A 24,268-nucleotide genomic window follows, 5' to 3' on the forward strand; every position below is an offset into this window, starting at 1 on the left:
CGTAGTCCCGACGGGAGGTTGGAGCAAGATCACCGGACGCACGTCACACGAGCGAGTGATTCACCGGAGCGCCGACGCCGGGCGCACTTCCCAGCTCGTCCACAGCGGACGATAGCCCTGCCGGTGCCAGAACACCGAGGCCAGCGGGTTGGTCGGGTTGTAGTAGAGGTACGTGCGGGTGGCGCCGCCGCGGTGGAGCTCCCGGTGCACGTGGGCCATCAGCGCCCGGCCGAAGCCGCTCCCGCGCTCGCCCGGCGCGGTCACGACGTTGTTCACGTACCCCCAGCGGCCGGTCGGGAGCAGCTCGCCCGCCTCGCTCCCCGGCGTCGAATCCACCCACGCGCAGTGCGCGAGCGCCCGGATCCCGCCGTTCTCTTCGGCCAGCCAGACGGGCGGTTCGTCCTCGTCGAGCGCGGCTCGCAGGCCCGGCCCCAGCAGGTCCGCGGTGTTGGCCCGGCGGGGCGCGGCCACGAGGCCGGTGTAGTCGAAGGTCGCCTCGGCCAGCGCCACCGCGGCGGCGTGGTCGGCCGGCCCGGCGCGGCGGACGGTGACCGCGGGGTCCGCCGCACCCGGGGGAGCGGTCCGCACCGCGACCGCCGACAGCGGGACCAGGCCGTGGTCGAGGAAGGCGCGGATCGCCTCCGCGTCCCGGCTCGGCCAGAGGACGACGCACGCCGAGTCGTCGCCGGTCGCCTCCGCGTCCAGCCGGCCCCGCAGCGCGCGCAGCAGCACGTCGACGCCCTCGGTGCCGGTGTCGCCGAAGTAGGGGAAGAGCTGCCAGGTGTCGGCGGCCGACCACAGCATCGGGACGTCGCCGGGGCCGAACCGCTGCCGCTGGAGGACGCCGGTCACCTGGGTGCCGGCCGCGGTGGCCGCGTCCAGCCGCTCGCCCTCGGCAGGCGGTGCGGCGGGCGGGAGCAGCGCGTCGACCGCCGCGAACCGCGCCTGGTGGGCCGCGAGCAGCGGCTCGGCGATGTCCATGGGGTTCCCCCTCGCGATCAGGACCAGGCGGGGCGCCGGATCCACATGGTCCACAGTGGACGATAGCCCTGCCGGTGCCAGAACACCGGGGACAGCGGGTTCGGCGGGTGGTAGAAGAGGAACGTCCCGAGCGCGTCCGGCCGGAGCAGTTCCCGGTGCGCCACCGCCATCAGCGCCCGGCCCACCCCGCCGCCGCGCGCCGCGGGCGCGACCGACAGCGTGTCGACGTACCCCCAGCGCCCCGGCCGCAGCCGCCCGTGGATGCTGTCGCCCGGCGCCGGGGCGGCCAGCGCGCACGCGGCCAGCCCGGCCGGCACGCCGTCGTCCTCCGCGAGCCACACCAGGCCGGAGAAGCGCAGCGCGCGGACGACCTCCGCGCGCAGCAGCGGCCGCGCGCCCGGCCGCTGGACGGCGGTGCCGACCAGCGACGTGTACCGCCACTCGGCCAGCCGCAGGTCGGTCAGGGCTTCGACGTCGCCGTCCCCGGCGCGGCGGACGGTGACCCGCGCCGGCCCGGGTTCCGCCGGCGGGTCCGGCGGCCGCACCGCCAGGCACGTCGACGGCGCGAAGCCGTGGGCCAGCAGGACCGCCGACGCCTCGGTGTCACGGCTCGGCCAGGCCACCGTGCAGCCCGAGTCCGCGCTCGGGCTCGTCCCGCGCAGCCGCTCGCGCCAAGCGTCGAGCAGCGCGGCCAGTCCCGCCGCGCCGCTGTCGCCCGGCACCGGGGTCAGGTCCCAGATCTCCGACGGGCCCCACAGCGTCGGCCACGAGCCCGCCGGGTGCACGTGGTGGGCGAGCAGGCCGCCCGCCTTGCGGCCGCCGGTGGTCACCAGCAGCGGCTCGCTCACCGCGGGCGGGGCGGCGATCGGCGGCAGCAGCGGGTCGAGCGCGGCGAACCGCGCGTTCTGCTGCTCCTCCAGGGAGCTCACGAGCGGCGCGTGCGGAAGATCGCCGTGCCGGGGAAGAGCTTCCCGCGCAGGGGGCTCCACTGGCCCCACTCCCGCGTGTGCCCGGCCGGCCACTCGGGCTCGACCAGGTCGGTCAGCGCGAACCCGGCCGCGGCCAGCGCCCGGACGTAGTCGCCGAGGGTGTGGTGGTACTCGACGTAGGTGGCGGTGCCCTCGTCGTCGACCTCGACGTACGGCGTCCGGTCGAAGTAGGGCTGGGTGGCGGTGAGCCCCAGCGGGCCCGGGTCGTCCGGGAAGATCCACCGCATCGGGTGAGTCACCGAGAACACCCACGGCGCGCCGGGCCGCAGCACCCGCTGCACCTCGGCGAAGACCGCGTCGACCGAAGCGACGAACGGGATCGCGCCGAAGGCCGAGCAGGCCGCGTCGAAGCTGCCGGTCGCCAGCGGCAGGTACTCGGCGTTGGCCTGCACGAGCGGCACGGCGAGGCCGGTGCGCTCGTTGCCTTCGCGGGCGTGGCGCAGCATGCCGGCGGAGAGGTCGGTCGCCACGGCGTGCGCGCCCTGCTCGGTCAGCCAGCGCGAGCACGCGGCCTGCCCGCAGCCGACCTCCAGCACGCGCTTGCCGCGGACGTCGCCGAGCAGCCGGGCCTCCGCCTCCCGCACGCCCTCCGGGCACCAGACGAAGTCGGCGTCGCCGAGGAAGCCGCCGTGCTCGGCCTGGTAGTCGTCGGCGTCGGCGTCCCACCAGGCGAGGTTGGCCGCCGCGGCCTCCGGCCCGCCGACCTCGCGGTAGGCGACGGCGGCGGTGCCCAGGTGGTGCTCGGCCGCGTCGTGGCGCCCCGGCGCGGGCGGCTCCTCCGGTGGCATGATGGTGGTCTCCGGTCCCTGGGGGTTTGCTTCCGCGAGGACCTTAGCGAGCGGCGGGGACCCTGATTGTGCCGCCCGGCGACCGCCGCGTAGGATAAGTGTTAGCGCAGTGGGTTCGCGCTGCCTTCCGCTCAGCTTCTGGTTGGGACTCGGGTCGCGCACCGTATGCGGGTCATGCCGCGGTCGTTCACTGGTGGACGTTTGCTCGCAGGGTCGTCGCATGCACCCATTCGCGCCGACAACTGCCAACCCTCGATTCCATCCACCGGAGCAACCCGCCTAATGACCACCGACACCGCCACCGCCCCGACCGCCCCCACCGGGGCCCCGCAGGTCGCCATCAACGACATCGGGTCGGAGGAAGACTTCCTCGCGGCTATCGACAAGACGATCAAGTACTTCAACGATGGCGACATCGTCGAAGGCACGATCGTCAAGGTCGACCGCGACGAGGTCCTGCTCGACATCGGCTACAAGACCGAGGGTGTCATCCCCTCGCGTGAGCTCTCCATCAAGCACGATGTCGACCCGGCTGAGGTTGTCACCGTCGGCGATGAGGTCGAAGCCCTGGTCCTCCAGAAGGAGGACAAGGAAGGCCGTCTGATCCTGTCCAAGAAGCGCGCGCAGTACGAGCGCGCCTGGGGCACGATCGAGGAGCTCAAGGAGAAGGACGAGCCCGTCAAGGGCACCGTCATCGAGGTCGTCAAGGGCGGCCTCATCCTGGACATCGGCCTGCGCGGCTTCCTCCCCGCGTCCCTGGTCGAGATGCGCCGCGTCCGCGACCTGCAGCCGTACGTCGGCCGCGAGCTCGAGGCGAAGATCATCGAGCTGGACAAGAACCGCAACAACGTGGTCCTGTCCCGCCGCGCCTACCTCGAGCAGACCCAGTCCGAGGTGCGCAGCGAGTTCCTCAACGCGCTCGCCAAGGGCCAGGTCCGCAAGGGCGTCGTGTCGTCCATCGTCAACTTCGGTGCCTTCGTGGACCTGGGTGGCGTCGACGGCCTGGTGCACGTTTCCGAGCTGTCCTGGAAGCACATCGACCACCCGTCCGAGGTCGTCGAGGTCGGCCAGGAGGTCACGGTCGAGGTCCTGGACGTCGACATGGACCGCGAGCGCGTCTCGCTGTCGCTGAAGGCGACCCAGGAAGACCCGTGGCGCCAGTTCGCCCGCACCCACGCGATCGGCCAGATCGTGCCGGGCAAGGTCACCAAGCTGGTTCCGTTCGGTGCGTTCGTGCGCGTCGAAGAGGGCATCGAGGGTCTGGTCCACATCTCCGAGCTGGCCGAGCGCCACGTGGAGATCCCGGAGCAGGTCGTCCAGGTCAACGGCGACGTCATGGTCAAGGTCATCGACATCGACCTCGAGCGCCGTCGCATCTCGCTGTCGCTGAAGCAGGCGAACGAGGGTGTCACGCCGGACACCGAGTTCGACCCGACCCAGTACGGCATGGCCGCCGAGTACGACGCCGAGGGCAACTACATCTACCCCGAAGGCTTCGACCCGGACACCCAGGAGTGGCAGGAAGGCTTCGACAAGCAGCGTGAGGAGTGGGAGCGCCAGTACGCCGAGGCGCACACTCGTTACGAGGCCCACATGAAGCAGGTCGTCAAGGCCGTCGAGGCCGACGCCGAGGCCGCCGCGGACGCCGCGACCGGCATCGAGGGTGGCGCGGAAAGCTACACCTCGGGTTCGGCTCCGGCCGACACGAAGAGCAGCGGTGGCACCCTCGCCTCCGACGAGCAGCTCGCGGCGCTCCGCGAGAAGCTCTCCGGCGGTGCGTGAGCACTAGCTCTCCGAGCTGAACGACGGAACCCCCGGTCCACTTCGGACCGGGGGTTCCGTCGTTTCCGGAGCCTGGGTTTCAGCGGCGCAGCGGTTCAGCGGTTCAGCGCAGGCCGAGGCCGCGCATCATCGCGGAGACGCCCTGGCGGTACACCGCTTCGTTGGCCTCTTCGGTCGGCGGGATGAACCAGTCCGTCAGCGGGGTCCGCGAAGCCAGCATCAGCTCCGAGCCCACGAGCCCGTGCATCGCGGTCCACAGCTGGTACGCGGCGGCCTGGGCGTCCGTTCCCGGCGGGGAGACCCGCTGGACGCGCTCGATGAACATCCGGAACGTCGTCCGCAGCACGGCCGAGCGCAGCGCCGGGTCCGGGTCGAAGCCGGGGACCGGGCGCTCGAACATCAGCGCGTAGCGGGCCGGGCTCTCTCGGGCGAAGTGCCGGTACTCGAGCGCCAGGTGCAGCAGGTCCGCCAGACCGTCCGAGCTCGACGGCGGCAGGGTTTCGAGCATCTCCCGCAGCGAGTCGAAAGTGCGCTCGTACAGGGCGTCGAGCAGACCCGAGCGGCCGCCGAAGCGGGCGTACACGGAGATCGTCGACGCGCCGGCGGCCTCGGCGACCCCGCGCACGGTCAGGCTCGGGACACCCCGGTTCACCAGCACCGAGAGCGCCGCGTCGAGAAAGCGCTCTCGGCTGCCCTGGTCGGCCGGGCGCATCGGCAAGTGCCTGGTGGCCATCGGCGCACCCCCTTCACGGCAGCCCGGCGCGGACGGCGTCCGGGCGGCCCACCCGCAGCAGAAGATACGATATCCGGCGCGTCTTGGGAATGCGTCCGATGTCCGGAATTGCGGTATTCCCGTCCGCTGGACGCAGGTCCGAGCACCGCGCGGGCAGGCATCGTCGGTGTCATGACCCTTGAAGTCCCTGACACTGCCCTCGCCCGCGAAGCCGCCGAGTACGTCCGCGACACCGCCGGACCGCTGCTGTACGACCACTCGGCTCGCGTCTACCTCTTCGGCGCCCTGCAAGGCCGGCGGCGCGGCATCGAGTTCGACGACGAGCTGCTCTACGTCGCCGCGCTGTTCCACGACCTCGGCCTCGTCGACGGCCACCGCACCGACCGCCGCTTCGAGCTCGACGGCGCCGACGAGGCCCGCGGCTTCCTGCTCACCCACGGCGCCGACCCCGACCGCGCGCGGATCGCGTGGACGGCCATCGCCCTGCACACCACCCCGGGCATCCCGGAGCACATGGAACCCGAGATCGCCCTGGTGACGGCGGGCGTCGAGTACGACGTCCTCGGCATCGGCTACCACGACCTGCCCGCCGCGGACCGGGCCGCCATCGTGGCGGCGCACCCGCGCCCGGACTTCAAGCGGCGCATCCTCGCGGCGTTCACCGAAGGCATCCGTGACCGGCCCGACACGACCTTCGGCAACGTCAAAGCCGATGTTCTCGCCCGCTTCGTGCCAGGCTTCGTCCGGCAGGACTTCGTGACCACGATCGAAGAATCACCCTGGGAGGACTGACCCGATGCCCGACCCCGGCACGGTAGTCGTCACCGCAACCGGCGACGGCACGTACACACAGCAGATCACCACGGCGACCCACACCCTGCTGGCCGACGAACCGATCGCGGCCGGCGGCGCCGACGCGGGCCCGAACCCGTACGAGCTGCTGCTGGCGTCCCTGGGTTCGTGCACGGCGATCACGCTGCGGATGTACGCCGACCGCAAGGGCATCCCGCTGACCAGGGCGACGATCCGCCTCCGCCACGACCGCATCCACGCCCGCGACTGCGAGCACTGCGAGACCGAGATCGGGTTGCTCAGCCGGATCACGCGGGAGATCGAGCTGGAGGGTGAGCTCGACGACGAGCAGCGCGCGAAGCTGATGGTGATCGCGGACAAGTGCCCGGTGCACCGCACGCTGTCGTCGGAGATCGTGATCGAGACGCACGAAACCGCCCACTGACCGCGCTCGTCCAGGCACGCGGACGGTTTCACCGGTTGCTGCGCGCGGGCCAGTCGGCGAGGTCGGCGGCTGCACGCGGGGTCGGCGGGGACGGTTTCGCCGGTGGCCGCGCGGGGGCGGGGAGCGGCGTGGGCGGGTCGCGGTGGTTGCGCGCGGGCTGGCCGGCGAGGCCGGCGGCTGCACGCGGGGTCGGCGGGGACGGTTTCGCCGGTGGCCGTGCGCGGGCGGGGAGCGGCGTGGGCGGTCGCGGTGGCTCCGCGCGGGCTGGCCGGCGAGGCCGGCGGCTGCACGCGGGGCCGGGCAGCGCGGCCAGTTCGCCGGTGGCCGCGTGGGTCAGGCGGCGCAGGCCGCTGTGGTGGCGGCATGCCGGATCGGGCGATGCCAGCGGACGCGTGCCGATCGGGTGGTCATGGCGGCCGCGTGCGGCGCGGGTGGTCGCGGCGGCCGTGCGTGGGTCCCGTGGTGCGAGCGGTCGCGCGTGGGTCAGGCGGCGAGGCCGGCGGCTGCGTGCGGGGTCGGGCGGCGCGGACGGTTTCGCCGGCGGGTGCCCGCGAGGTCAGGCGGCGCGGACGGTCGCCGTAGCCGCGCGTGGCACGACGGCGGGGACCCAGATGCGCTCCAAGGCGGCGGCGCGGGCCTTGCGGCGGAGGCCGGCAAAGCTGTGCTTGGCCGGGACCATCAGGGCGCTCAACCAGGTGCGCCGGTAGTCGGCCAGGGCGTCGGCGACCGGGTGGTGGCGAACGCAGTGCACCAGCCCCGGCGTGCCGAGCCGGTGCTTCCCGACGTGCTTGCTGTTCGCCATCGTTCCTCCGCCGTGGGCGACCCTTGTCGCGCGGACGGTACGCACCGGTGCCGGGCGGGGTGGGTAAGCAACACGGCGTGTCCGGATATCGGTTGAGTCACGCGTCACGATCGGCTTGCGGATCGCCCGTCCGTCCGGATGGGCTCCGCCGCTCGGCCGGGCACCCAGCTTGAGCAGGCCGGGCTTGGCTAGGGTGATCGGCATGTTGCGTGTGGGGTTGACGGGTGGGATCGGGGCCGGCAAGTCGACCGTGGCGAATCGGCTCGCCGAGCACGGGGCCGTTCTCGTGGACTCGGATCGGATCGCTCGGGAGGTCGTCGAGCCCGGGACCGAGGGGCTGGCGCGGCTGGTCGAGGAGTTCGGGACCGAAATCCTCGCCGCCGACGGGTCGCTCGACCGGCCCGTGCTGGCCGCGAAGGCGTTCGCCGACGACGAGTCGCGGCGGCGGCTGAACGCGATCGTGCACCCCCTCGTCGGCGCGCGCACCGGCGAACTGATGGCGGCCGCGCGGCCGGACTCGATCATCGTCCACGACATCCCGCTGCTCGTCGAAAACGGTCTCGCGACGGCATACCACCTGGTCGTCGTGGTCGACGCGCCGGTCGAGGTGCGGGTGCGGCGGCTCGTCTCGGCACGCGGGATGCCCGAAGACGACGCCCGGGCGCGGATCCGCGCGCAGGCGAGCACCGAGCAGCGCCGCGCCGTCGCCGACGTCTGGCTCGACAACGGCGGCGCCGAAGACGCCGTGCTCGCCGAGGTCGACGCGCTGTGGGCGGACCGGCTGGTGCCGTTCGAGGCCAACGTGCGCCTGCGCCGCCCGCGGCCGCCGATGTCGCCCAAGATCGCCGAGTACGACCTGACCTGGCCGGCGCAGGCCGAGCGCGTGCTCGCCCGCGTTCGCGCCGCGGCGGGGGAGCTCGCCCGCCGCGCCGACCACATCGGCTCGACCGCCGTCCCCGGCCTGCCCGCCAAGGACATCCTCGACCTGCAGCTGACCGTGGCCACCCTGGACGACGCGAACACGCTCCTGGAGTTGCTCTCCGACGCCGGGTTCCCCCGCCTGACCGGCGACTGGTGCGACGACGCCCAGGACGGCACCGGGACGTGGCCCAAGCGCCTGCACGTCGGCGCGGACCCGAAGCGGCCGGTGAACCTGCACGTCCGGTCCACCGAGACCCCCGCGTGGCGGCTCGCGCTGCTCTTCCGCGACTTCCTGCGCGCGAACCCGGACGAGCGCGACGACTACCGCGACGTGAAGCTCCGCCTGGCCGCGGCGCACGCCTCGGACGGCACGGTCGAGGCCTACGCCGACGAGAAACAGGAGTGGGTCAACGGCGTGTTCGCCCGCGCCGAGAAGTGGGCGGCGACCACCGGCTGGACGCCCTAAGCGCGCATGTCCTTGAGCTGCGGCCAGATCTCGGCCCAGCTCGCGGCCCGGCCGGTGAGCAGCCAGACCGGCATGTGCTCGCTCGCGTTGCGCACGCCGAGGCGGTTGCCGGCCTGCCCGACGATCCGCGCGTAGCCGAAGTGCTTCGCGATCTTCGACGGGTCGTAGCCGACGAAGAGCACGTTGCCCGCGCTGTCGTCCGGACGGCCGAAGTACCAGAAGCCCCGGCTCGGGCTGTACGCCTCGGGCAGGCCCTGCTCGGGCCCGTACCGCCCGAGCGCTCCCGCCTGCCAGTAGCCACCGGTGACGACGGCCGTGCCCGGCGGCGCTGTCCGGTACAGCGCGGCGACGTCGTGGGCCAGGTCCGGCCAGCCGATCTCCTCGGCGGCGTACGCGGGCCGCGGCGCGCCCGGGTGGTCGACGAGCCAGTGCGCCGGCCACAGCGGCAGCGTGAACGGCAGGCTGAACAGGGCGGACAGCACGAACACCGGCCAGGTCGGCACCCACCGCCACCACCGCGACGGCGGCCGTGCCTCGAGGTGGACGGCGGCGGCCGCCCACAGCACGCCGAACGTCCCGGCCGCGTAGTAGTACCGCCCGTTCGCGACCAGGAACACCGCGACGACGCCCAGCGCCGTCCAGCCCAGGAACCGGTAGGGCCGCAGCTCCCGGCTCCCGACCAGCACGATGACGCCGTAGAACACGCCCAGCGCGCCGATCACCCAGCCGGCGCCGGCCAGCAGGTTCGGGAGGAAGGTCTCGCGGCCGCCCGCGGCGTCGACCTCCGCGCCGACCGCGTCGCCCATGCCGAGCTGCGGCCAGCCGTTCGCGCGCTGCCACAGCAGGGTCGGCACCAGCGAGACGGCGGCGATCAGCGCCCCCAGCCAGAGCTTCGGGCGGCGCAGCAGCTCGCGCGGCCCGAACACGAGCACCGCCAGCCCCGCCACCAGCCAGAACGCGCCGATGAGCAGCTTGCCGTTGAGCGCCACCGCCGTGACCACGCCGAGCCGGACGAGCAGCGCGTCGTTCCGGGTGCGGACCCAGCGGACCAGCAGCCACAGCACGAGCGTCCACAGCAGCGGGTCGATCGTCGACGTCGCCAGGTAGTGCCCGCTGCCGACGAACTGGCCGCAGATCGCGTACGCCGCCGCGGCGCGGGCCTGCGCCTTGCGCTGCCCGCCGAGCTCGCGCGCGATCAGCGCGGTGACGACGACCCCGGCGGCGGTCGCCAGGATCGCCGGGATGCGGAACACCACCAGTGAACCCGGCGCCAGCGTGTTCATCACCCAGGCCAGGGCGGGCACGAGCGGCGGCTGGTCGGCGTAGCCCCAGGCCAGGTGCTTCGCGGCGGCGAGGAAGTACAGCTCGTCCCCGAAGTAGCCGTAGCGGCCGGCGGTGAGCAGCAGCGCCGTCGCCGTCCCCGCCGCGAGCAGGAGCACCGGGAGCCGGGCGAACGGCGCGAGCTCGGCTTTCGCCTGGTCGGGGGCCGTGGCTACGGCGTCCATCGTGCTCCTGTTCCTCGCGGGCGCCCGGTCTCCCGCACCCTACGTGCGCCGGCCGCGGACCACCGCGCAGGCGCCGCCGCCAGGGACGCGGCTCACAGCCGGACGCCCGCTCCTCGCCGATGACCACCACGTCGCTGCCCCCTTCCGGCCCGGTGCCGATGGGTCAAGGGTCGCGCGGCGGGGCGGACCGGCGCGTCATCACAACGGTCGGGATCGCGTCATCACTTCGGAGGAGGCGGGCTACGGATGCCGTCGCCAGGTCAGCGAGACGTCCTTTGTGGACAGCCAGGCCGAGAGGTCGTAGCCGTGCGCGGCGAGTCCTTCCACCGCCGCGTAGGTCGTCGTGAGGGCGTACTCGGCGTCTTCGGCGGTGACCAGGCCGGCCGCGTGGGCCTCGAGGAGCTCGTCGGAGTCGATCACCCGCAGCGACAGCTTGTCCTTCAGCACGATGTCGACGTAGAGGTCGGTGGCGACCCAGCGCGGGCCGACGCGGCGGACGCGGACGACGTCGAGGTAGAAGTCCTGGTCGCGTTCGTGGCCGGGGGAGAACCAGAAGTCGGTGAAGCGGAGGCCGAGCCCGGGCACCAGCCACGACTCGAGGTAGTGGAACTGCGCGCGGCCCGGCGCCGGGCGCGCGAGGTACAGGCCGAACGGCTCCTCGCGGTACTCGTCGACCTCCCGGCGGATGCCCTTCGGGTCGATGTTCTCGCGCGCGGCGGGGTCGAAGACCTCGACCTTCGGGGGGTGCAGTGCGGCCATGCGGTCATCCTGCCGGGCCGGTCACGAATCGCGCACTCCCGCCGCGCGCGCCACACGTTCGGGCTAAGGTGCGCCGACCGTCCGGAATCGAGGGGGAACTGGGGATGTTCGGGATCATCAGGCCGTGCCGCCACCGGCTGTCCGCCGGCCTGCACGCGGACTGGATGGCGCACCTGTGCGGTCTGTGTCTCACGCTGCGTGACGAACACGGCCAGTTGGCCCGGGTCGTCACCAACTACGACGGGCTGATCATCTCGGCGCTCGTCGAGGCCCAGACCCCGCAGGCGGACCGCCGCCGGGAAGCGGGCCCGTGCCCCCTGCGCGGCATGCGGACGGCTTCGGTGGCCCGCGGCGAAGGCGCCCAGCTCGCGGCGGCGGTGTCCCTCGTCTTGGCGGCGGCGAAGGTCGGCGACCACGTCGAGGACCGTGATGGTGCGTTCGGCAGGCGTCCGGTGGCGTTCGCGGCCCGCCGGGTCGCGGCTCGTTGGGCGGACCAGGGCGGACGGACGGGTGGCCGGGTCGGTTTCGACACTTCGGTGCTGACGGAGGCGGTCGAACGCCAGGGTTCGATCGAGCGGTCTCTCGGGGCCGGCGATTCGCCCCTTCTCGCGACGGAGCCGGCCGAGCTGGCGACGTCGGCGGCGTTCGCCAGGACGGCTGAACTGGCCGGCCGTCCGGGCAACGCGGCCCCGCTGGCGGAGGCGGGGCGGTTGTTCGGGCGAGTGGCGCACCTGCTGGACGCGGTGGAGGACCACGCGACCGACGCGGCGGCGGGAGCGTGGAACCCGTTGCTGGCAACGGGAACCGGGGTGGCTGAGGCGCGGCGGTTGTGCGATGACGCGGTGGTGGGCGTCGAACTGGCGCTGCGGGAGGTGGAGTTCGCCGAGCCGGGGCTCGTGCACGCTTTGCTGGTCCATGAGCTGAGGCAGGCGGTCCGGCGGGCTTTCGGTCATGGTGCCGGACATGGGCACGGCAGCGGTCATGCCGGGACGCCGGAAGGCCGCCGGCTGCCGGGGATCCAGGAACAGCCGGGCGGGCTCGGGTCTGGGGAGGGCTCGGCCGACGGGTGGCTGCTTGCCGGGGAGCCGGGCTCGGCCGAGGGGTGGCGGGGTGCCTGGGGGCCCGGTTCGGCTGAAGGGGCGCAGGTCGCTAGGGAGCCGGGTTCGGACGAGGGGCGGTCGGTCGCTTGGGAGCTGGGCTCGGACGAGGGGCGGTCGGTCGCTTGGGAGCTGGGCTCGGACGAGGGGCGGCCGGTCGCTTGGGAGCCGGATTCGGCCGGGCAGCAGCCGCCGCCCGGGTGGATCGGGCCGGGGCCCACTCCGCAGCAGCATCCGTACCAGCAGCCGCCGACCGGTCCCGCTCCGCACCAGGCTCCGCCGGGGTGGGGCGGTTCCCCGCGGCCGCAAGGGTTTCCGCCGCCGGGGCCGGTGCCTCCGCCGGGTGCTCCCGGTGGCCGCGGGCCGGGTGGTCCAGGAGGCCCTGGCGGTGGTGGTCCGGGTGGGCCTGGCGGTCCCGGTGGCCGCGGCCCAGGAGGTCCCGGTGGGCCTGGAGGTCCTGGTGGGCCAGGAGGCCCGGGTGGGCCAGGAGGCCCGGGTGGACCTGGAGGCCCGGGCGGCCCGGGTGGTCCCGGAGGACCGGACGGCCCCGGCAACCCCGAATCCCTCAACGGCAAGGGCGGCGGCCTCTGGTACCCGAAGTTCGCCGTCCCCCCGAAGAAGCGCAACTTCTTCGTCGGCTGCGCCCTCACGCCCTACATGTGCTGCACCTGCCAATTCTGCTGCCGCGATCCCTTCCCCGGCCCGTGGAGCGGAAAACCGCACACGAGCGGCGGGTGCGACTGTGGCGGTTGTGACGGGTGTTGCGACTGTTGCTCCTGCTGCGACTGCAGCTGAGAGCTTTCGGCGAACTGGCCTCCGGGCCGCCGCTGAGCGTGCACCTGCGTACGGGTCCGGCGGAGGTGTGCGAAGTCGTCGTCCGAACCGCCGGGGTCGGCGCGCCGTTTCCGCCGCTGACCAGCTGAACCGCCTCTTCGAAGGGCACGGCCTGTCGATCCCGCCGCCGCCCTCCCTTCGAGAGGTGGTCCTCGCGCACCGGTCGGGCCCGGCCGCGTCCTCGTCTCCTGCTTCGGCGACGACCCGGCGCGATCCCGCACAGCGCCGTCGCGGGAGGCGAAGTCACCTCCGTGACGGTGTTCCGACCCTCCTGACCAGGGCCGACGGAAATTGTCGGTGGTGCGTCGTACTCTGGTCGACGTGGCTTTCGCAACCGAACACCCCGTGCTCGCCCAGTCCGACTTCCGGCCCGTCTCGGAGATCCCGCGGACCGGCGGCCGGTTCGAGGTGATCAGTGACTACCAGCCCGCCGGTGACCAGCCGGCGGCCATCGACGAGCTCGAACGGCGGGTCAACGCCGGCGAGAAGGACGTCGTGCTCCTGGGTGCCACCGGCACCGGCAAGTCGGCGACGACGGCGTGGCTGATCGAGCGCGTCCAGCGGCCGACGCTGGTCATGGCGCCGAACAAGACCCTCGCCGCCCAGCTGGCGAACGAGCTGCGCGAACTGTTCCCGAACAACGCGGTCGAATACTTCGTCAGCTACTACGACTACTACCAGCCCGAGGCGTACATCGCGCAGACGGACACCTACATCGAAAAAGACTCCTCGATCAACGACGACGTCGAGCGGCTGCGGCACTCCGCGACGATGAACCTGCTGTCGCGGCGGGACGTCATCGTGGTCGCGAGTGTCTCCTGCATCTACGGCCTCGGCACGCCGCAGTCGTACCTCGACCGGTCGTCGAAGCTCGCGATCGGCATGCAGCTGGACCGGGACGTCTTCCTCCGGGCGCTGGTCGACGTCCAGTACACGCGCAACGACATCGCGTTCGCGCGCGGTACGTTCCGCGCCCGGGGCGACACGGTCGAGATCATCCCGGCCTACGAAGAGCTGGCCATCCGCGTCGAGTTCTTCGGTGACGAGGTCGAGAAGCTCTACTACCTGCACCCGCTGACCGGCGACATCGTCAAGGAGGTCGACGAGGTCCGCATCTTCCCGGCCACGCACTACGTCGCCGGGCCGGAGCGGATGGAAAAGGCGATCGCGGGCATCGAGAAGGAGCTCGAGGAGCGCCTCGCGGACCTGGAACGCCAGGGCAAGCTGCTGGAAGCGCAGCGGCTGCGGATGCGCACGACCTACGACATCGAGATGATGCGCCAGGTCGGCTTCTGCTCCGGCATCGAGAACTACTCGCGCCACATCGACGGCCGCGGGGCCGGCACCGCGCCGGCGACGCTGATCGACTACTTCCCGGACGACTTCCTGCTGGTGATCGACGAGTCGCACCAGACGGTCCCGCAGATCGGCGGCATGTACGAAGGCGACATGTCCCGGAAGCGGAACCTGGTCGAGTACGGCTTCCGCCTGCCGAGCGCGGTCGACAACCGGCCGCTGACCTGGGAGGAGTTCTCCGACCGGATCGGGCAGACGGTGTACCTGTCGGCGACGCCGGGGCCGTACGAGATGGGCCAGGCCGGCGGCGAGTTCGTCGAGCAGGTGATCCGGCCGACCGGCCTGGTCGACCCGAAGGTGGTCGTGAAGCCGACCGAGGGCCAGATCGACGACCTGGTGCACGAGATCCGCGAGCGGGCGGAGAAGGACGAGCGCGTCCTGGTCACCACGCTGACGAAGAAGATGTCCGAAGACCTCACCGACTACCTGCTGGAGCTGGGCATCCGGGTGCGCTACCTGCACTCGGAGGTCGACACGCTGCGCCGCGTCGAGCTGCTGCGGCAGCTGCGGGCGGGCGACTTCGACGTGCTGGTCGGCATCAACCTGCTGCGCGAGGGTCTCGACCTGCCCGAGGTGTCGCTGGTGGCGATCCTCGACGCGGACAAGGAAGGCTTCCTCCGGAGCGGGACGTCGCTGATCCAGACGATCGGCCGTGCGGCGCGAAACGTCTCGGGTGAAGTCCACATGTACGCGGACAAGATCACCGACTCGATGCAGCACGCGATCGAGGAGACCGACCGCCGCCGGGCGAAGCAGGTCGCCTACAACGAGGAGCGGGGCGTCGACCCGCAACCGCTGCGGAAGAAGATCGCGGACATCCTCGACCGCGTGTACAGCGAGGCCGAAGACAGCGAACAGGTCTCGGTGGGCGGCTCGGGCCGCAACTCCTCGCGCGGCAAGAAGCCGGAACAGGGCGACCGGGTGCGCAGCTCGGGGATGCTGGTCGACAAGAACGTCTCGGCCATGCCGCGCGCCCAGCTCGCCGACCTGATCCAGCAGATGACGGACCAGATGATGCAGGCGGCCCGCGACCTCCAGTTCGAACTGGCGGCCCGGCTGCGCGACGAGATCTCCGACCTGAAGAAGGAGCTGAGGGGCATGGACGCGGCCGGCATCAAGTAGCCGCGTCGGCCTGAGGGGGGCACCTGGCGATGAACATCAAGGCGGCGGAGCGGCCGGCGGCGGAGGTCGCCCGCCGCCGCTCGGCCCGGTCGGCGTTCGTGCGGTTCTCGCAGACCGGCCTCGAACGGGTGAGGCGGAAACCGTGAACATCGAAGCCGTCGTCGCGTACTGCCTCGCCAAGGCCGGTGCGCAGGAGTCCTACCCCTTCGGTGATCACGTGCTCGTCGCCAAGGTCGGCGGCAAGGGCTTCGCGTTCATCGGGCAGGACGAACCCGGCAGCGTCGCCGTGAAATGCGGTGCCACCCAGGAAGAAGCGGCCGAGATCCGCGCCCGCCACCCGGGCGCGGTGACCGTGATGGACTACCTCGGCCGCTACGGCTGGAACCGCGTCGAGCTCGGTGCCGGGGTGCCGGATGCCGAGCTCGAGGAGCTGATCGACACTTCCTACGACTCCGTCGTCGCGCGGTTGCCGAAGGCGAAACGCCCTTAGGGCGCCGGGGCGTTCTCGTCCGGCTGCAGCAGGCCGAAGACGTTGCCCTCGGTGTCCTTGCAGTAGGCCAGCCACCCGACCCCGGGAACGGGGTTCTTCGGCAGGGCCAGCGACCCGCCGGCGTCGTTGACGTCCCCGAGCGAGGCATCGAGGTCGGTCACGGCGATGGTGTTCACGAACCCGTGAACCGGCGCGGACGCCTCGGGCGCGGGACCTTGGCGGGGGAGGAGCCCGCCGTCGATGCCGTTGCCCTCGCCGGTCGAGATCACCCAGTACGGGGCATCGCCCCACCGTTCGAACTTCCAGCCGAACACGCTGGTGTAGAACGCCACCGCGCGTTCGGGATCACCCGCGTGGATTTCGAAGTGGACGGGACGAGGCATGCCGCCTCCTCGGGCCGGGCCGTCAGGTGCCGTGAGACTACGCCCGGCCCGGCGAATGTCACAGCGGTGGCCGCTCCGTCAGGGTGAGGTCCGCGTCGAACGTCGGGAAGCCCGCCGGGGCGCTGCGTGCCGTCAACGCCGACGTCGGCGGCAGGCCCGCCCAGCGGCGGATCGTCGCCGTCGCCTGCGCGGCCTCGGCCGCGGGCAGCTGGGCGATCTTCGAGCCGTGGTTGCCGCCCTGGACGTAGTAGCGGTACGAGTCCCGGCTGCCCCGGCCCAGCTCGAACGGCTCCGCGCCCCACGGGTCGTTCGAGCCGTACACGAAAAGCAGGCGCGAGCCGTGGGTCTTCACCCAGAAGTCGATGTCCGGCATGGCCAGGTAGTCGAAGCGCGGCAGGCGGATCGACGCCGGGACGAACGTCTTCGGCTGGTCGGCGCCCGGGTAGCGGAGCAGGTCGCGCAGGTAGCTGTCGTACGCCTCGGGGGAGCCGAGCTGGACCGCGGCCTGGTAGTAGTACGGGATGTAGGGCGCCAGGTCCTGGTCGGAGTACGTGTTGAGGCTTTCCACCTTCTCGTACCAGGCGTAGACGTCCGCCGCGGGGGCGCCGGCCGCCGGGATCGTCGCGCAGTCCGCCTGGGTCTGGTACTGCCAGAAGGCGAAGTACGAGTCGATCACCGAGATCTCGAGGGACTTGTCGGCCGAGCCGACGATCGAGAACGTCAACCCGCGCTGCGCCGCGTCCGCCGCGGCGATCGCCCCCAGTTCGTCACGTCGCTTCAGCGCGTCGCGCTGGATCGCCTTCAACGCGTCGCGGCAGCCCGGGTCGTTGCCGGCGCGCGAGAGGAACCGGTTGTAGACGTCGATCGGGTCGATGACGTCGTTGGGTGCGACGTAGGGGACCGTGCCGTCGACGTCGTCGGGGAAGAAGCGCCGGAAGTACGTCGCTGTCATGCCGCCCTTGCTGCCGCCGGTCGCCAGCCACTTGCCCGGGTAGATCGCCTTGAACGCCTGGACCGCGCGGTGCTCGTCCGCGGCGGCCTGCCAGATCGTCAGCTGCTTCGCCCAGTTCTCCGGCTCCGGCCGCGAAGGCGTGAAGTAGCGGTACTCCATCGACAGCTGGTTGCCGTCGACGATCTGCGTCGGCTCGGACCGGTTGGCGGAGCCGCTGACGTTGTAGCCGCTCGTGAAGGCGACCGTCGGGGCGGCGAAGTCGCGGTGCAGCAGCGTGAACCGCTGCTGGAACGTGCCCGCGCCCGGGTGGCGGTGGTCGGCGGGCTGCGTGTACGTCAGCTTGAAGAACCGGAAGCCGGCCGGGGCCGGGTCCTCCGAAGTGATCGTCAGGCCGGGGATCTTCTGCAGCTCGGCCTTGATGTCGGGAGCCGCCGCGGCCGCCGGGGCCAGGCCCGCCAGCGCGAGCAGGACCGCACCTGCGGTGAACAGTCTGCGCATCGAGCACCCTCCCGGCTCACGAACTCTCCGTGGGACCCTCACAGAACCGGCGGAGGTCGGCAATCGGCTGTCCGGGCGCAGATTCGGTCAGGACCCGACTTTCGGCGGGTGCGGCCGGCGCCGGGTCGGCGTCCTCGGCCGTGCGCAGCCGCGGGCACCGTGCGAGTTGTCGGCGTGATCGGCGCCACGTTACCGTCCGAAGCCGTAGGCACCGGCATCGAGCGAGGGGTCCGCCATGAAGGTTTCCGACTGTCCTACGACGCAGGTCGAAGTCCGCATCGAAGCCGCACCGGACGAGGTCTGGTCCTGGCTGCTGGACGTCGACCTGCCGGCCCGGTTCTCCACCGAGTTCCAGGGCGGCGGCTGGGTCGGCGGCTCCGAGCCCGGCCTCGGCGCGCAGTTCCGCGGCCGCAACTCCCACCCGGTCGCCGGGGAGTGGGAGACGGTCTCGACGGTGACCGGTTACGAGCCCGGGCGGCTGTTCGCGTGGGCCGTCATGGACGTGACCAACCCCGCCGCGTCGTGGAAGTTCGAGCTCGTCCCGGACGGCGACGGCACGCTCCTGCGCCAGTGGGCCCAGATCGGCCCCGGCCCGTCCAACCTGACGACCATCATCGGCTCGATGCCCGAGCACGAAGAAGAGATCGTCGCCATGCGGCTGGGCGAGTTGCAGGCCAACATGCAGAAGACCGTCGAGGGCATCAAGGCCCTGGCCGAAACCGGCGTGCGCGCCTAACGCAGCACCCTGTCCACATAGGACTTGACGGCGGCGAGCGCGGCGGGCGACTGCCACAGCCGTTCGACCTCGGGGTCGTCGGAGTGGCGGTACTCGGCGATGCGCTCGTGGAAGGGCTGCCGGATCTGGGCCTTGGTGTGCGCGAACGCCCCGGCCGGCAGCTCACCGAGCCGGCTCGCGACGGCCAGCGCCCGCTCGAGCACCTCGTCCGGCGGCGCCAGCTCGTCGACCAGGCCGGCGGCCAGTGCGTCCCCGCCGCCGCGGGTTTCGCCCGAGTAGGCGAGCGAGGGCAACGGCGCCGTGCCGTAGGCGCAGCGCAGGATTTCCAGCGCGGCCAGCGGGAACGGCACCCCGACCAGCAGCTCGGTCACGCCGATCGTGCCGGAGCCGAGCACGCGGTGGTCGCACGCGGCGGCGAGCACGGCACCGCCGGCGACGGCGTGCCCGTTGAGCGCGGCCACGACCGGCCGCGGGCAGCCGAACACCGCCAGCAGCGCGTCCGACAGCAGCGGCAGGAACTGCGTCACGTACGACGCGCCGCCGTCGTCGATGCGCTTGAGGTCGACGCCCGCGGAGAAGACGCGCCCGGTGCCGGTGAGCACGACCGCGCGGGCCTGTTCGACCTCCTCCAGCCGCAGCACGAGGTCGCGGCACGAGTCCGTGTCGAGGGTGTTGCCGCCGCCGTGGTCGATCCGCAGCACGGCGATGTCGTGGTGGCTCTCCAGCTTGATCGGCACGCGCCCGACCGTACCGGCTTCAGCTCGTGATGTCCTTCCGGGCGAACCGCCGTCCGGCGTAGAGGAAGAACACCGTTCCGTAGATGACCGCCGAGAGCAGGCCGCTCGCCAGGTTCGTCCAGTCGACGTCGGTGGAGATCAGGTCCATCCACGAGAACGCGTAGTGCGTCGGCAGGTAGTTGCGCAGGCCCTCCAGCGCCGTGATCTGGTCCAGGATCTGCGACAGGATCGCCACCAGCACCGCGCCGCCGACCGCGCCCAGTGGGGCGTCCGTCGACACGCTCAGCGCGAGCGCCAGGCCGGCCACCCAGGCCAGCTGCAGGATGATGTACACAGTGGACAGTGCGATGGCCAGCAGGCTGTCGCCGAACGAAACCGCGTCGCCGGTGGGGCTGATCGCGTCGCCCGCGCCGTACCAGAGCACGCCGACGCCCAGTGCCACCAAGGGCAGCAGCACCAGCGCGGACGCCGAGAGCAGCCCGGACACGATCGCCTTCTGCCGCAGCACGCGCTGCCGCGGCACCGGCACCGACAGCAGGTACTTCAGGCTCGACCACGACGCCTCGCTCGCGATCGTGTCGCCGAAGAACAGCGCCACGATCATCGGCAGCAGGAACGTCCCCGACACGAACAGCGCCAGCACCACGAAGTTCGGTGCGGACGCGGTGGCCAGGTCGACGAACCCGCCGCTGCGCCGGTTCGGGTTCGACTGCCCGGCCTCGAACGCGAGGACCAGGATGAACGGCAGGATCGCGACGAACCCGAGCAGGAACTGCGTGCGCCGCCGCTTGAGCTGGCGCCGCAGCTCGACGCCGAGCCGCAGCGTCCGCCGGGCGCTGTAGCCCTCGACGGCGCCGTCCGGCCCGACGCCGGCGTGTTCGGCCGAAGCGACGTCGCTCAGTTCGTCCAGCGCGTGCGGGTCGGTGTGCACCCCGGAATCACTCACGACTCTTCTCCGACCAGTTGCAGGAACGCGTCTTCCAGCCGGCGCCGGGGCCCGGCCTGCTCCACCGCGACGCCGGCGCGCACCAGCGCGGCGACGCCTTCGGCCCGCGGCAGCACGCCGAGGTTCGCGTGCACCAGCTCGCCCTCGACGTCGACGTCGGTGACGCCGCTGAGCGCCTTGAGCGCGGCCGCGGCGGCCGCCGGGTCGTCGACCCGGAACGTCGCCTCGCCACCGGCCGCGGCCAGCTCGCCGACCTCGCCCGAGGCCACCAGCGAACCGCGGTGCATGACCACGACGTGCGTGCAGGTCTGCTCGACCTCGGCCAGCAGGTGGCTGGACACCACCACCGTGCGGCCGGTCGCGGCGTACCGCTTCAGCACCTCGCGCATCTGGTGGATCTGGGGCGGGTCGAGCCCGTTGGTCGGTTCGTCGAGCACCATCAGCTCCGGCAGGCCGAGCATGGCCTGCGCGATCGCGAGCCGCTGCCGCATGCCCTGGCTGTAGGTCCGCACCCGGCGGTCGACGGCCGAGCCGAGCCCGGCGATCTCCAGCGCCTCCGCGAAGTGCGCCTTGTCGGCAGGCCGCCCGGTCGACGCCCAGTACAGCGCCAGGTTCTCCCGGCCGGACAGGTGCGGCAGGAAGCCGGAGCCCTCGACGAACGAGCCGATCCGCGAGAGCACCGGCGCGCCGCCGGTGATCTTGTGGCCGAAGACGCGGATGCTGCCCTCGGTCGGCGTGATCAGGCCCATCAGCATCCGCAGCGTGGTCGTCTTGCCCGCGCCGTTCGGCCCGAGCAGGCCGAGCACCTGGCCCGGTTCGACGCGGAAGGAGAGGTCCTTCACCGCGACGAACCCGCCCGGGTACTGCTTGCGCAGCCCTTCGATGACCAGCGGTGTCGTGGCCAGCTCGGGGTCGACGTCGGTGGCCCGGCGCCGGCGCAGCGCCGCGAAGAGCACCGCGGCCAGGCCGATCGCCAGTGTCACGCCGATGCCTGCCAGCTGCCCGACCGGGGCCGGCGAGCCGACCGACGTCCCGGGCACCACCGGCACGGCCAGCGCGGTGCCGCTCGCCAGCGCGATCCGGAACACCGCGGGCGAGGCCGGGGCCGCGAACGCCTGGTCCGTCGTGCCGACGACGAGCCGCAGCGAGTGGCCGCCTTCGATCGGGCGGACGACGCCCGGCAGCGTCACGGTGACGTCGACCGGCGTGCCGTCGGCGGGCAGCCCGCTCACCCGGAACGGGGCGATCGCGTTGGCGGGCAGCACCCGCGAACCGTCCTGCCCGACGTCGTAGAGCTTCGCGAACAGCACCGCGTCCGGCTGCGGGTGGGCCGGGTCCGCGGCGACCCGCAGCCGCACGGTGGACGAGCCGCTGACGACGACCTGGCTGTCGACCGGGGCCGTGGTGAACTGCGCGGCCTGGCCCGGCGGGTCGTTGCTGAAGAGCGCGCCGAGCCGGGCGGAGCTGCTCGCGACGCCGTTGAGGCCGGGGATGCCGCTCACCGCCGCCGGGTTCGCGCCGGCCGGGCGCACCACCGGCTGCGCGGGACCGGACATCGCCAGCAGCCGCCGCTCGGTCGCGGGGCCGGTCAGGCCGGGGTAGGTGCCGGCGTTGACCGTGCGGACCGACGGCGTCCCGTTGGCGCGCAACGTGCCCTGGACGTCGTAGCTGAAGCCGGTGCCCGGGTCGCCGCCGTTCACCGCGGTCCACAGGAAGTCGCCGATCTTGGCGCGCAGCTGCGGGCCGGGCTTGCCGCCGTCGTGGCCGCCGGTGTACCAGACCGTCTTGACCTTGCCGCCCGCCGCGGTGATCTGCCGGGCGCTGGCGTCGGACTGGTCGAGGCCGAACAGCGTGTCGCTTTCGCCCTGCACCAGCAGCGTCGGCACGGTGATCTTGTCCGTCACGGACGCGGGGGACACGCGGCGCAGCAGGTCGACGCTCGCCTGGCTCGCCTGCCCGGTGGTGCCGAGTTCGGTGTAGGCGCGGCAGACGGCGGCGGTGAAGCGGCCGCACGGGTCGGCCGGGCCGCCGCGGGGACCGCCGCCCGCACCCGGGGGCGCCGCGGGGACGGCGGCTGCGGCTCCGGCGGCGCCGGCGGTGCTCGTGTCGGTCTCCTGCCCGGCTTCCGGCGCTTCGGCCGACGGCGACCCGCTCGACGCGGCGCCCGAGCCCGCCGAGAAGAAGATCCCGGTCCAGCTCTTCTTGAACACGCCGTCGGTGGCGAACGCACCGGCCGCCGGGGTGCCCGAAGCCGCCGGCCCCGGCGTGGCCGCGTTCGGGACCAGGCCCTGCGCTAGGTCGTTGTAGGTGATCACCGGGGCGATCGCGTCGACGCGCTTGTCCGTGCCGGCCAGCAGCAGCGAGAGCGCGCCGCCGTAGGAGGCGCCGGTGACCGCGACCTTCGGGTCGCCGTTCGGATCGGTCGTCACCTGGTGCTGCGCGACGAGCCGGTCGATCAGGTGGCTCGCGTCGGCGACCTCGCCGTCCGGGTCGTTGAGCCCGATCTTGCCGGTGCTCTTGCCGAACCCGCGCGCGGACCACGTCAGCACGACGAAGCCCTTCCGTGCGAGTTCGCGGGCGTCGTCGGCGACGCTGTTCTTGTCCCCGCCGAAGCCGTGCGCCAGCAGCACCGCGGGCGCGGGCACGGTGGCGGGGAGGTAGGTGGTCGTGTCGATCTTGACCTGCTCCGCCGAGCCGGGGGCGGCGGGCAGGTCGATCAGCGCGTCCTGCGTGGGCACCGGCGCGGGTGCCGCGGGCCGCGTGATCCAGAAGACCGCGCCGGCGGCCAGGACCACGACGACGGCGGCGAGCGCGGTGAGGCGGGCTCCGCGGGTGCGCGGGAGCGGGATTCGGGGCACGAAGAGAAACCTATTTGAGGTTTGCTGAGAGTGCTCCGCGTGGTTCACAGCGATCACACGCTCGGAGACCACCTGGTGGACTGAAGTGACCGAAATTACAGGACCAACCCGGTGACGTGCGGCGTTCCGGCTGGCGTTCGGGTGGGGGTAACCGGCAGACTGGAACGGCTGTGAGGGGAGTATTCCTTCGCGGCGGTGTCGTCAGCACGGTGGCCCTGCGCCCCCGGCACCGTCGGCCGGTGTTTTCACCGGCGGGAGAGACCTCCGGTTAGTTGCTCATGCGCACTATCCGGAGGTTCTGGTTCCATGACTGTCCCCCTGTGGCTGTGGATCGCCACGATCGGTGGCCTGCTCGCGCTCATCGCGCTCGACCTGGTCATCGTCGATCGCAAGCCGCACGAAGTGACCACGGGGGAAGCCGCTCGCTGGGTCATCTTCTACGTCTCGTGCGCCGTGCTCTTCGGTGCGGGCGTGTGGATCTTCGCCGGGCACGACCCGGGCGTCGAGTTCTTCACCGGGTACATCACCGAGTACTCGCTGAGCGTCGACAACCTGTTCATCTTCATGATCATCATGGCGTCGTTCAAGGTGCCCGCCATCCACCAGCACCGCGTGCTGCTGGTCGGCATCCTGCTCGCGCTGGGCTTCCGCAGCATCTTCATCGCCATCGGCGCCGCGCTCATCGAGCAGTTCGTCTGGGTCTTCTTCCTCTTCGGCGCGGTGCTGGTCTGGACCGCGGTCAGCATGCTGCGCGGCAAGGGTGAGGACGAGGAGTACCACGAGAACGCCGTCACCCGGCAGGTCCGCAAGATCGCGCCGGTGACCGACGACTACCACGGCCACCACTACACGGTGAAGCTCAACGGCAAGCGGATGATCACGCCGATGCTGCTGGTGATCGTGGCGATCGGCTCCGCGGACCTGCTGTTCGCGGTCGACTCGATCCCGGCGATCTTCGGCATCACCCAGGAGGCGTTCCTCGTCTTCACCGCCAACGCGTTCGCGCTGATGGGGCTGCGGCAGCTGTACTTCCTGCTCGGCGGCCTGGTGACGAAGCTGGTCTACCTGACCTACGGCCTCGCGGTGATCCTCGCGTTCATCGGCGCGAAGCTGTTCCTGCACGCCCTGCACGAGTACCACGTCGTGCCGGACTGGCTGGACATCAACAACTGGATCTCCCTCGGCGTCATCATCGTGGTGCTGACGGTGACCACGGTGGCCAGCCTGGCCAAGGCCCGGCGCGACGAGCGCAAACAGGTCGCCGCCTAAGTCGTTCGCAGCGCTAAAGATTTCCGG

Annotated in this window: 21 protein-coding genes and 1 pseudogene; 10 read left to right on the forward strand and 12 right to left on the reverse strand. The window is 72.2% G+C overall.

Annotation, left to right across the window (positions count from 1 at the left end):
* Positions 1-60 precede the first annotated feature (60 nt).
* Genes ACLJQM_RS33725 through ACLJQM_RS33735 form a run of 3 tightly spaced genes read right to left on the reverse strand, consistent with a single transcriptional unit; the run spans position 61 to position 2,758 of the window.
* A complete protein-coding gene (locus ACLJQM_RS33725; protein ID WP_247021355.1) occupies positions 61-981 on the reverse strand; it encodes a GNAT family N-acetyltransferase in 921 nt (306 codons plus the stop codon).
* Between the two features lie 17 nt (positions 982-998).
* Complete coding sequence (locus ACLJQM_RS33730; RefSeq protein ID WP_410634390.1) at positions 999-1,910, reverse strand: GNAT family N-acetyltransferase; 912 nt, start codon at positions 1,908-1,910, stop codon at positions 999-1,001.
* On the reverse strand, positions 1,907-2,758 hold the full coding sequence (locus ACLJQM_RS33735; RefSeq protein WP_410634391.1) for a class I SAM-dependent methyltransferase: 852 nt from the start codon (positions 2,756-2,758) through the stop codon (positions 1,907-1,909). The genes ACLJQM_RS33730 and ACLJQM_RS33735 overlap by 4 nt, the downstream gene beginning before the upstream one ends.
* A gap of 282 nt (positions 2,759-3,040) precedes the next feature.
* Between ACLJQM_RS33735 and rpsA the strand changes: the two genes are divergently transcribed.
* Positions 3,041-4,540, forward strand: coding sequence for a 30S ribosomal protein S1 (gene rpsA, locus ACLJQM_RS33740; RefSeq protein ID WP_247021360.1), 1,500 nt, complete (start codon positions 3,041-3,043; stop codon positions 4,538-4,540).
* 103 nt (positions 4,541-4,643) lie between these two features.
* Here rpsA and ACLJQM_RS33745 read toward each other — a convergent pair whose 3' ends face one another.
* Positions 4,644-5,273: a TetR/AcrR family transcriptional regulator gene (locus ACLJQM_RS33745; RefSeq protein WP_247021362.1), complete on the reverse strand. Its 630-nt coding sequence runs from the start codon at positions 5,271-5,273 to the stop codon at positions 4,644-4,646.
* A 171-nt stretch (positions 5,274-5,444) separates the two neighbouring features.
* Here ACLJQM_RS33745 and ACLJQM_RS33750 point away from each other — a divergent pair, with 171 nt between their 5' ends.
* On the forward strand, positions 5,445-6,065 hold the full coding sequence (locus ACLJQM_RS33750) for an HD domain-containing protein (protein WP_410634393.1): 621 nt from the start codon (positions 5,445-5,447) through the stop codon (positions 6,063-6,065).
* A 4-nt stretch (positions 6,066-6,069) separates the two neighbouring features.
* A complete protein-coding gene (locus ACLJQM_RS33755) occupies positions 6,070-6,510 on the forward strand; it encodes an OsmC family protein (RefSeq protein WP_360770180.1) in 441 nt (146 codons plus the stop codon).
* Positions 6,511-7,066: 556 nt separating this feature from the next.
* Here ACLJQM_RS33755 and ACLJQM_RS33760 read toward each other — a convergent pair.
* On the reverse strand, positions 7,067-7,312 hold the full coding sequence (locus tag ACLJQM_RS33760; protein ID WP_410634395.1) for a hypothetical protein: 246 nt from the start codon (positions 7,310-7,312) through the stop codon (positions 7,067-7,069).
* Between the two features lie 202 nt (positions 7,313-7,514).
* On the opposite strand from ACLJQM_RS33760, the gene coaE reads away from it, so the two are divergent.
* Positions 7,515-8,699, forward strand: a complete 1,185-nt coding sequence (gene coaE, locus ACLJQM_RS33765; RefSeq protein WP_410634396.1) for a dephospho-CoA kinase — start codon at positions 7,515-7,517, stop codon at positions 8,697-8,699.
* Here the strand turns inward: coaE and ACLJQM_RS33770 are convergent.
* Positions 8,696-10,204, reverse strand: a complete 1,509-nt coding sequence (locus ACLJQM_RS33770; protein WP_410634397.1) for an ArnT family glycosyltransferase — start codon at positions 10,202-10,204, stop codon at positions 8,696-8,698. The genes coaE and ACLJQM_RS33770 overlap by 4 nt on opposite strands.
* Positions 10,205-10,444: 240 nt before the next feature.
* Positions 10,445-10,963 carry a DUF402 domain-containing protein gene (locus ACLJQM_RS33775; protein ID WP_410634398.1) on the reverse strand — a complete coding sequence of 173 codons (519 nt, stop codon included), beginning with the start codon at positions 10,961-10,963 and terminating at the stop codon, positions 10,445-10,447.
* 104 nt (positions 10,964-11,067) lie between these two features.
* Here ACLJQM_RS33775 and ACLJQM_RS33780 point away from each other — a divergent pair.
* The 4 genes and pseudogenes from ACLJQM_RS33780 to ACLJQM_RS33795 form a co-directional block, all read left to right on the forward strand.
* A pseudogene (locus tag ACLJQM_RS33780) lies at positions 11,068-12,000 on the forward strand (DUF5685 family protein); the annotation flags it as partial.
* 830 nt (positions 12,001-12,830) lie between these two features.
* A complete protein-coding gene (locus ACLJQM_RS33785) occupies positions 12,831-12,983 on the forward strand; it encodes a hypothetical protein (protein ID WP_410634505.1) in 153 nt (50 codons plus the stop codon).
* 232 nt (positions 12,984-13,215) lie between these two features.
* On the forward strand, positions 13,216-15,372 hold the full coding sequence (gene uvrB, locus ACLJQM_RS33790) for an excinuclease ABC subunit UvrB (protein ID WP_281506259.1): 2,157 nt from the start codon (positions 13,216-13,218) through the stop codon (positions 15,370-15,372).
* A 142-nt stretch (positions 15,373-15,514) separates the two neighbouring features.
* Complete coding sequence (locus ACLJQM_RS33795; protein WP_247021376.1) at positions 15,515-15,862, forward strand: MmcQ/YjbR family DNA-binding protein; 348 nt, start codon at positions 15,515-15,517, stop codon at positions 15,860-15,862.
* On the opposite strand, the gene ACLJQM_RS33800 is transcribed toward ACLJQM_RS33795, so the two are convergent.
* Positions 15,859-16,245, reverse strand: coding sequence for a VOC family protein (locus tag ACLJQM_RS33800; RefSeq protein ID WP_410634400.1), 387 nt, complete (start codon positions 16,243-16,245; stop codon positions 15,859-15,861). The genes ACLJQM_RS33795 and ACLJQM_RS33800 overlap by 4 nt on opposite strands.
* A gap of 58 nt (positions 16,246-16,303) precedes the next feature.
* The gene (locus ACLJQM_RS33805) at positions 16,304-17,695 is read right to left on the reverse strand and encodes a S28 family serine protease (RefSeq protein ID WP_360770195.1); all 1,392 of its coding nucleotides are present in this window, start codon (positions 17,693-17,695) and stop codon (positions 16,304-16,306) included.
* A 235-nt stretch (positions 17,696-17,930) separates the two neighbouring features.
* On the opposite strand from ACLJQM_RS33805, the gene ACLJQM_RS33810 reads away from it, so the two are divergent.
* Positions 17,931-18,431 carry an SRPBCC family protein gene (locus ACLJQM_RS33810; RefSeq protein WP_360770198.1) on the forward strand — a complete coding sequence of 167 codons (501 nt, stop codon included), beginning with the start codon at positions 17,931-17,933 and terminating at the stop codon, positions 18,429-18,431.
* Here the strand turns inward: ACLJQM_RS33810 and ACLJQM_RS33815 are convergent.
* From ACLJQM_RS33815 to ACLJQM_RS33825, 3 genes are read right to left on the reverse strand one after another with little or no spacing between them, the layout of a single operon-like run.
* Positions 18,428-19,168: an enoyl-CoA hydratase/isomerase family protein gene (locus ACLJQM_RS33815; protein ID WP_410634402.1), complete on the reverse strand. Its 741-nt coding sequence runs from the start codon at positions 19,166-19,168 to the stop codon at positions 18,428-18,430. The genes ACLJQM_RS33810 and ACLJQM_RS33815 overlap by 4 nt on opposite strands.
* A gap of 19 nt (positions 19,169-19,187) precedes the next feature.
* On the reverse strand, positions 19,188-20,114 hold the full coding sequence (locus ACLJQM_RS33820; protein WP_360770204.1) for an ABC transporter permease: 927 nt from the start codon (positions 20,112-20,114) through the stop codon (positions 19,188-19,190).
* Positions 20,111-22,972: an alpha/beta fold hydrolase gene (locus ACLJQM_RS33825; RefSeq protein ID WP_410634405.1), complete on the reverse strand. Its 2,862-nt coding sequence runs from the start codon at positions 22,970-22,972 to the stop codon at positions 20,111-20,113. The genes ACLJQM_RS33820 and ACLJQM_RS33825 overlap by 4 nt, the downstream gene beginning before the upstream one ends.
* 306 nt (positions 22,973-23,278) lie before the next feature.
* On the opposite strand from ACLJQM_RS33825, the gene ACLJQM_RS33830 reads away from it, so the two are divergent.
* Positions 23,279-24,241, forward strand: coding sequence for a TerC family protein (locus ACLJQM_RS33830; protein ID WP_247021391.1), 963 nt, complete (start codon positions 23,279-23,281; stop codon positions 24,239-24,241).
* Positions 24,242-24,268 lie beyond the last annotated feature (27 nt).

Source organism: Amycolatopsis sp. cmx-4-83 (genome assembly GCF_046548815.1).
In the GTDB taxonomy this organism is placed as follows: Bacteria; Actinomycetota; Actinomycetes; order Mycobacteriales; family Pseudonocardiaceae; genus Amycolatopsis; species Amycolatopsis pretoriensis_A.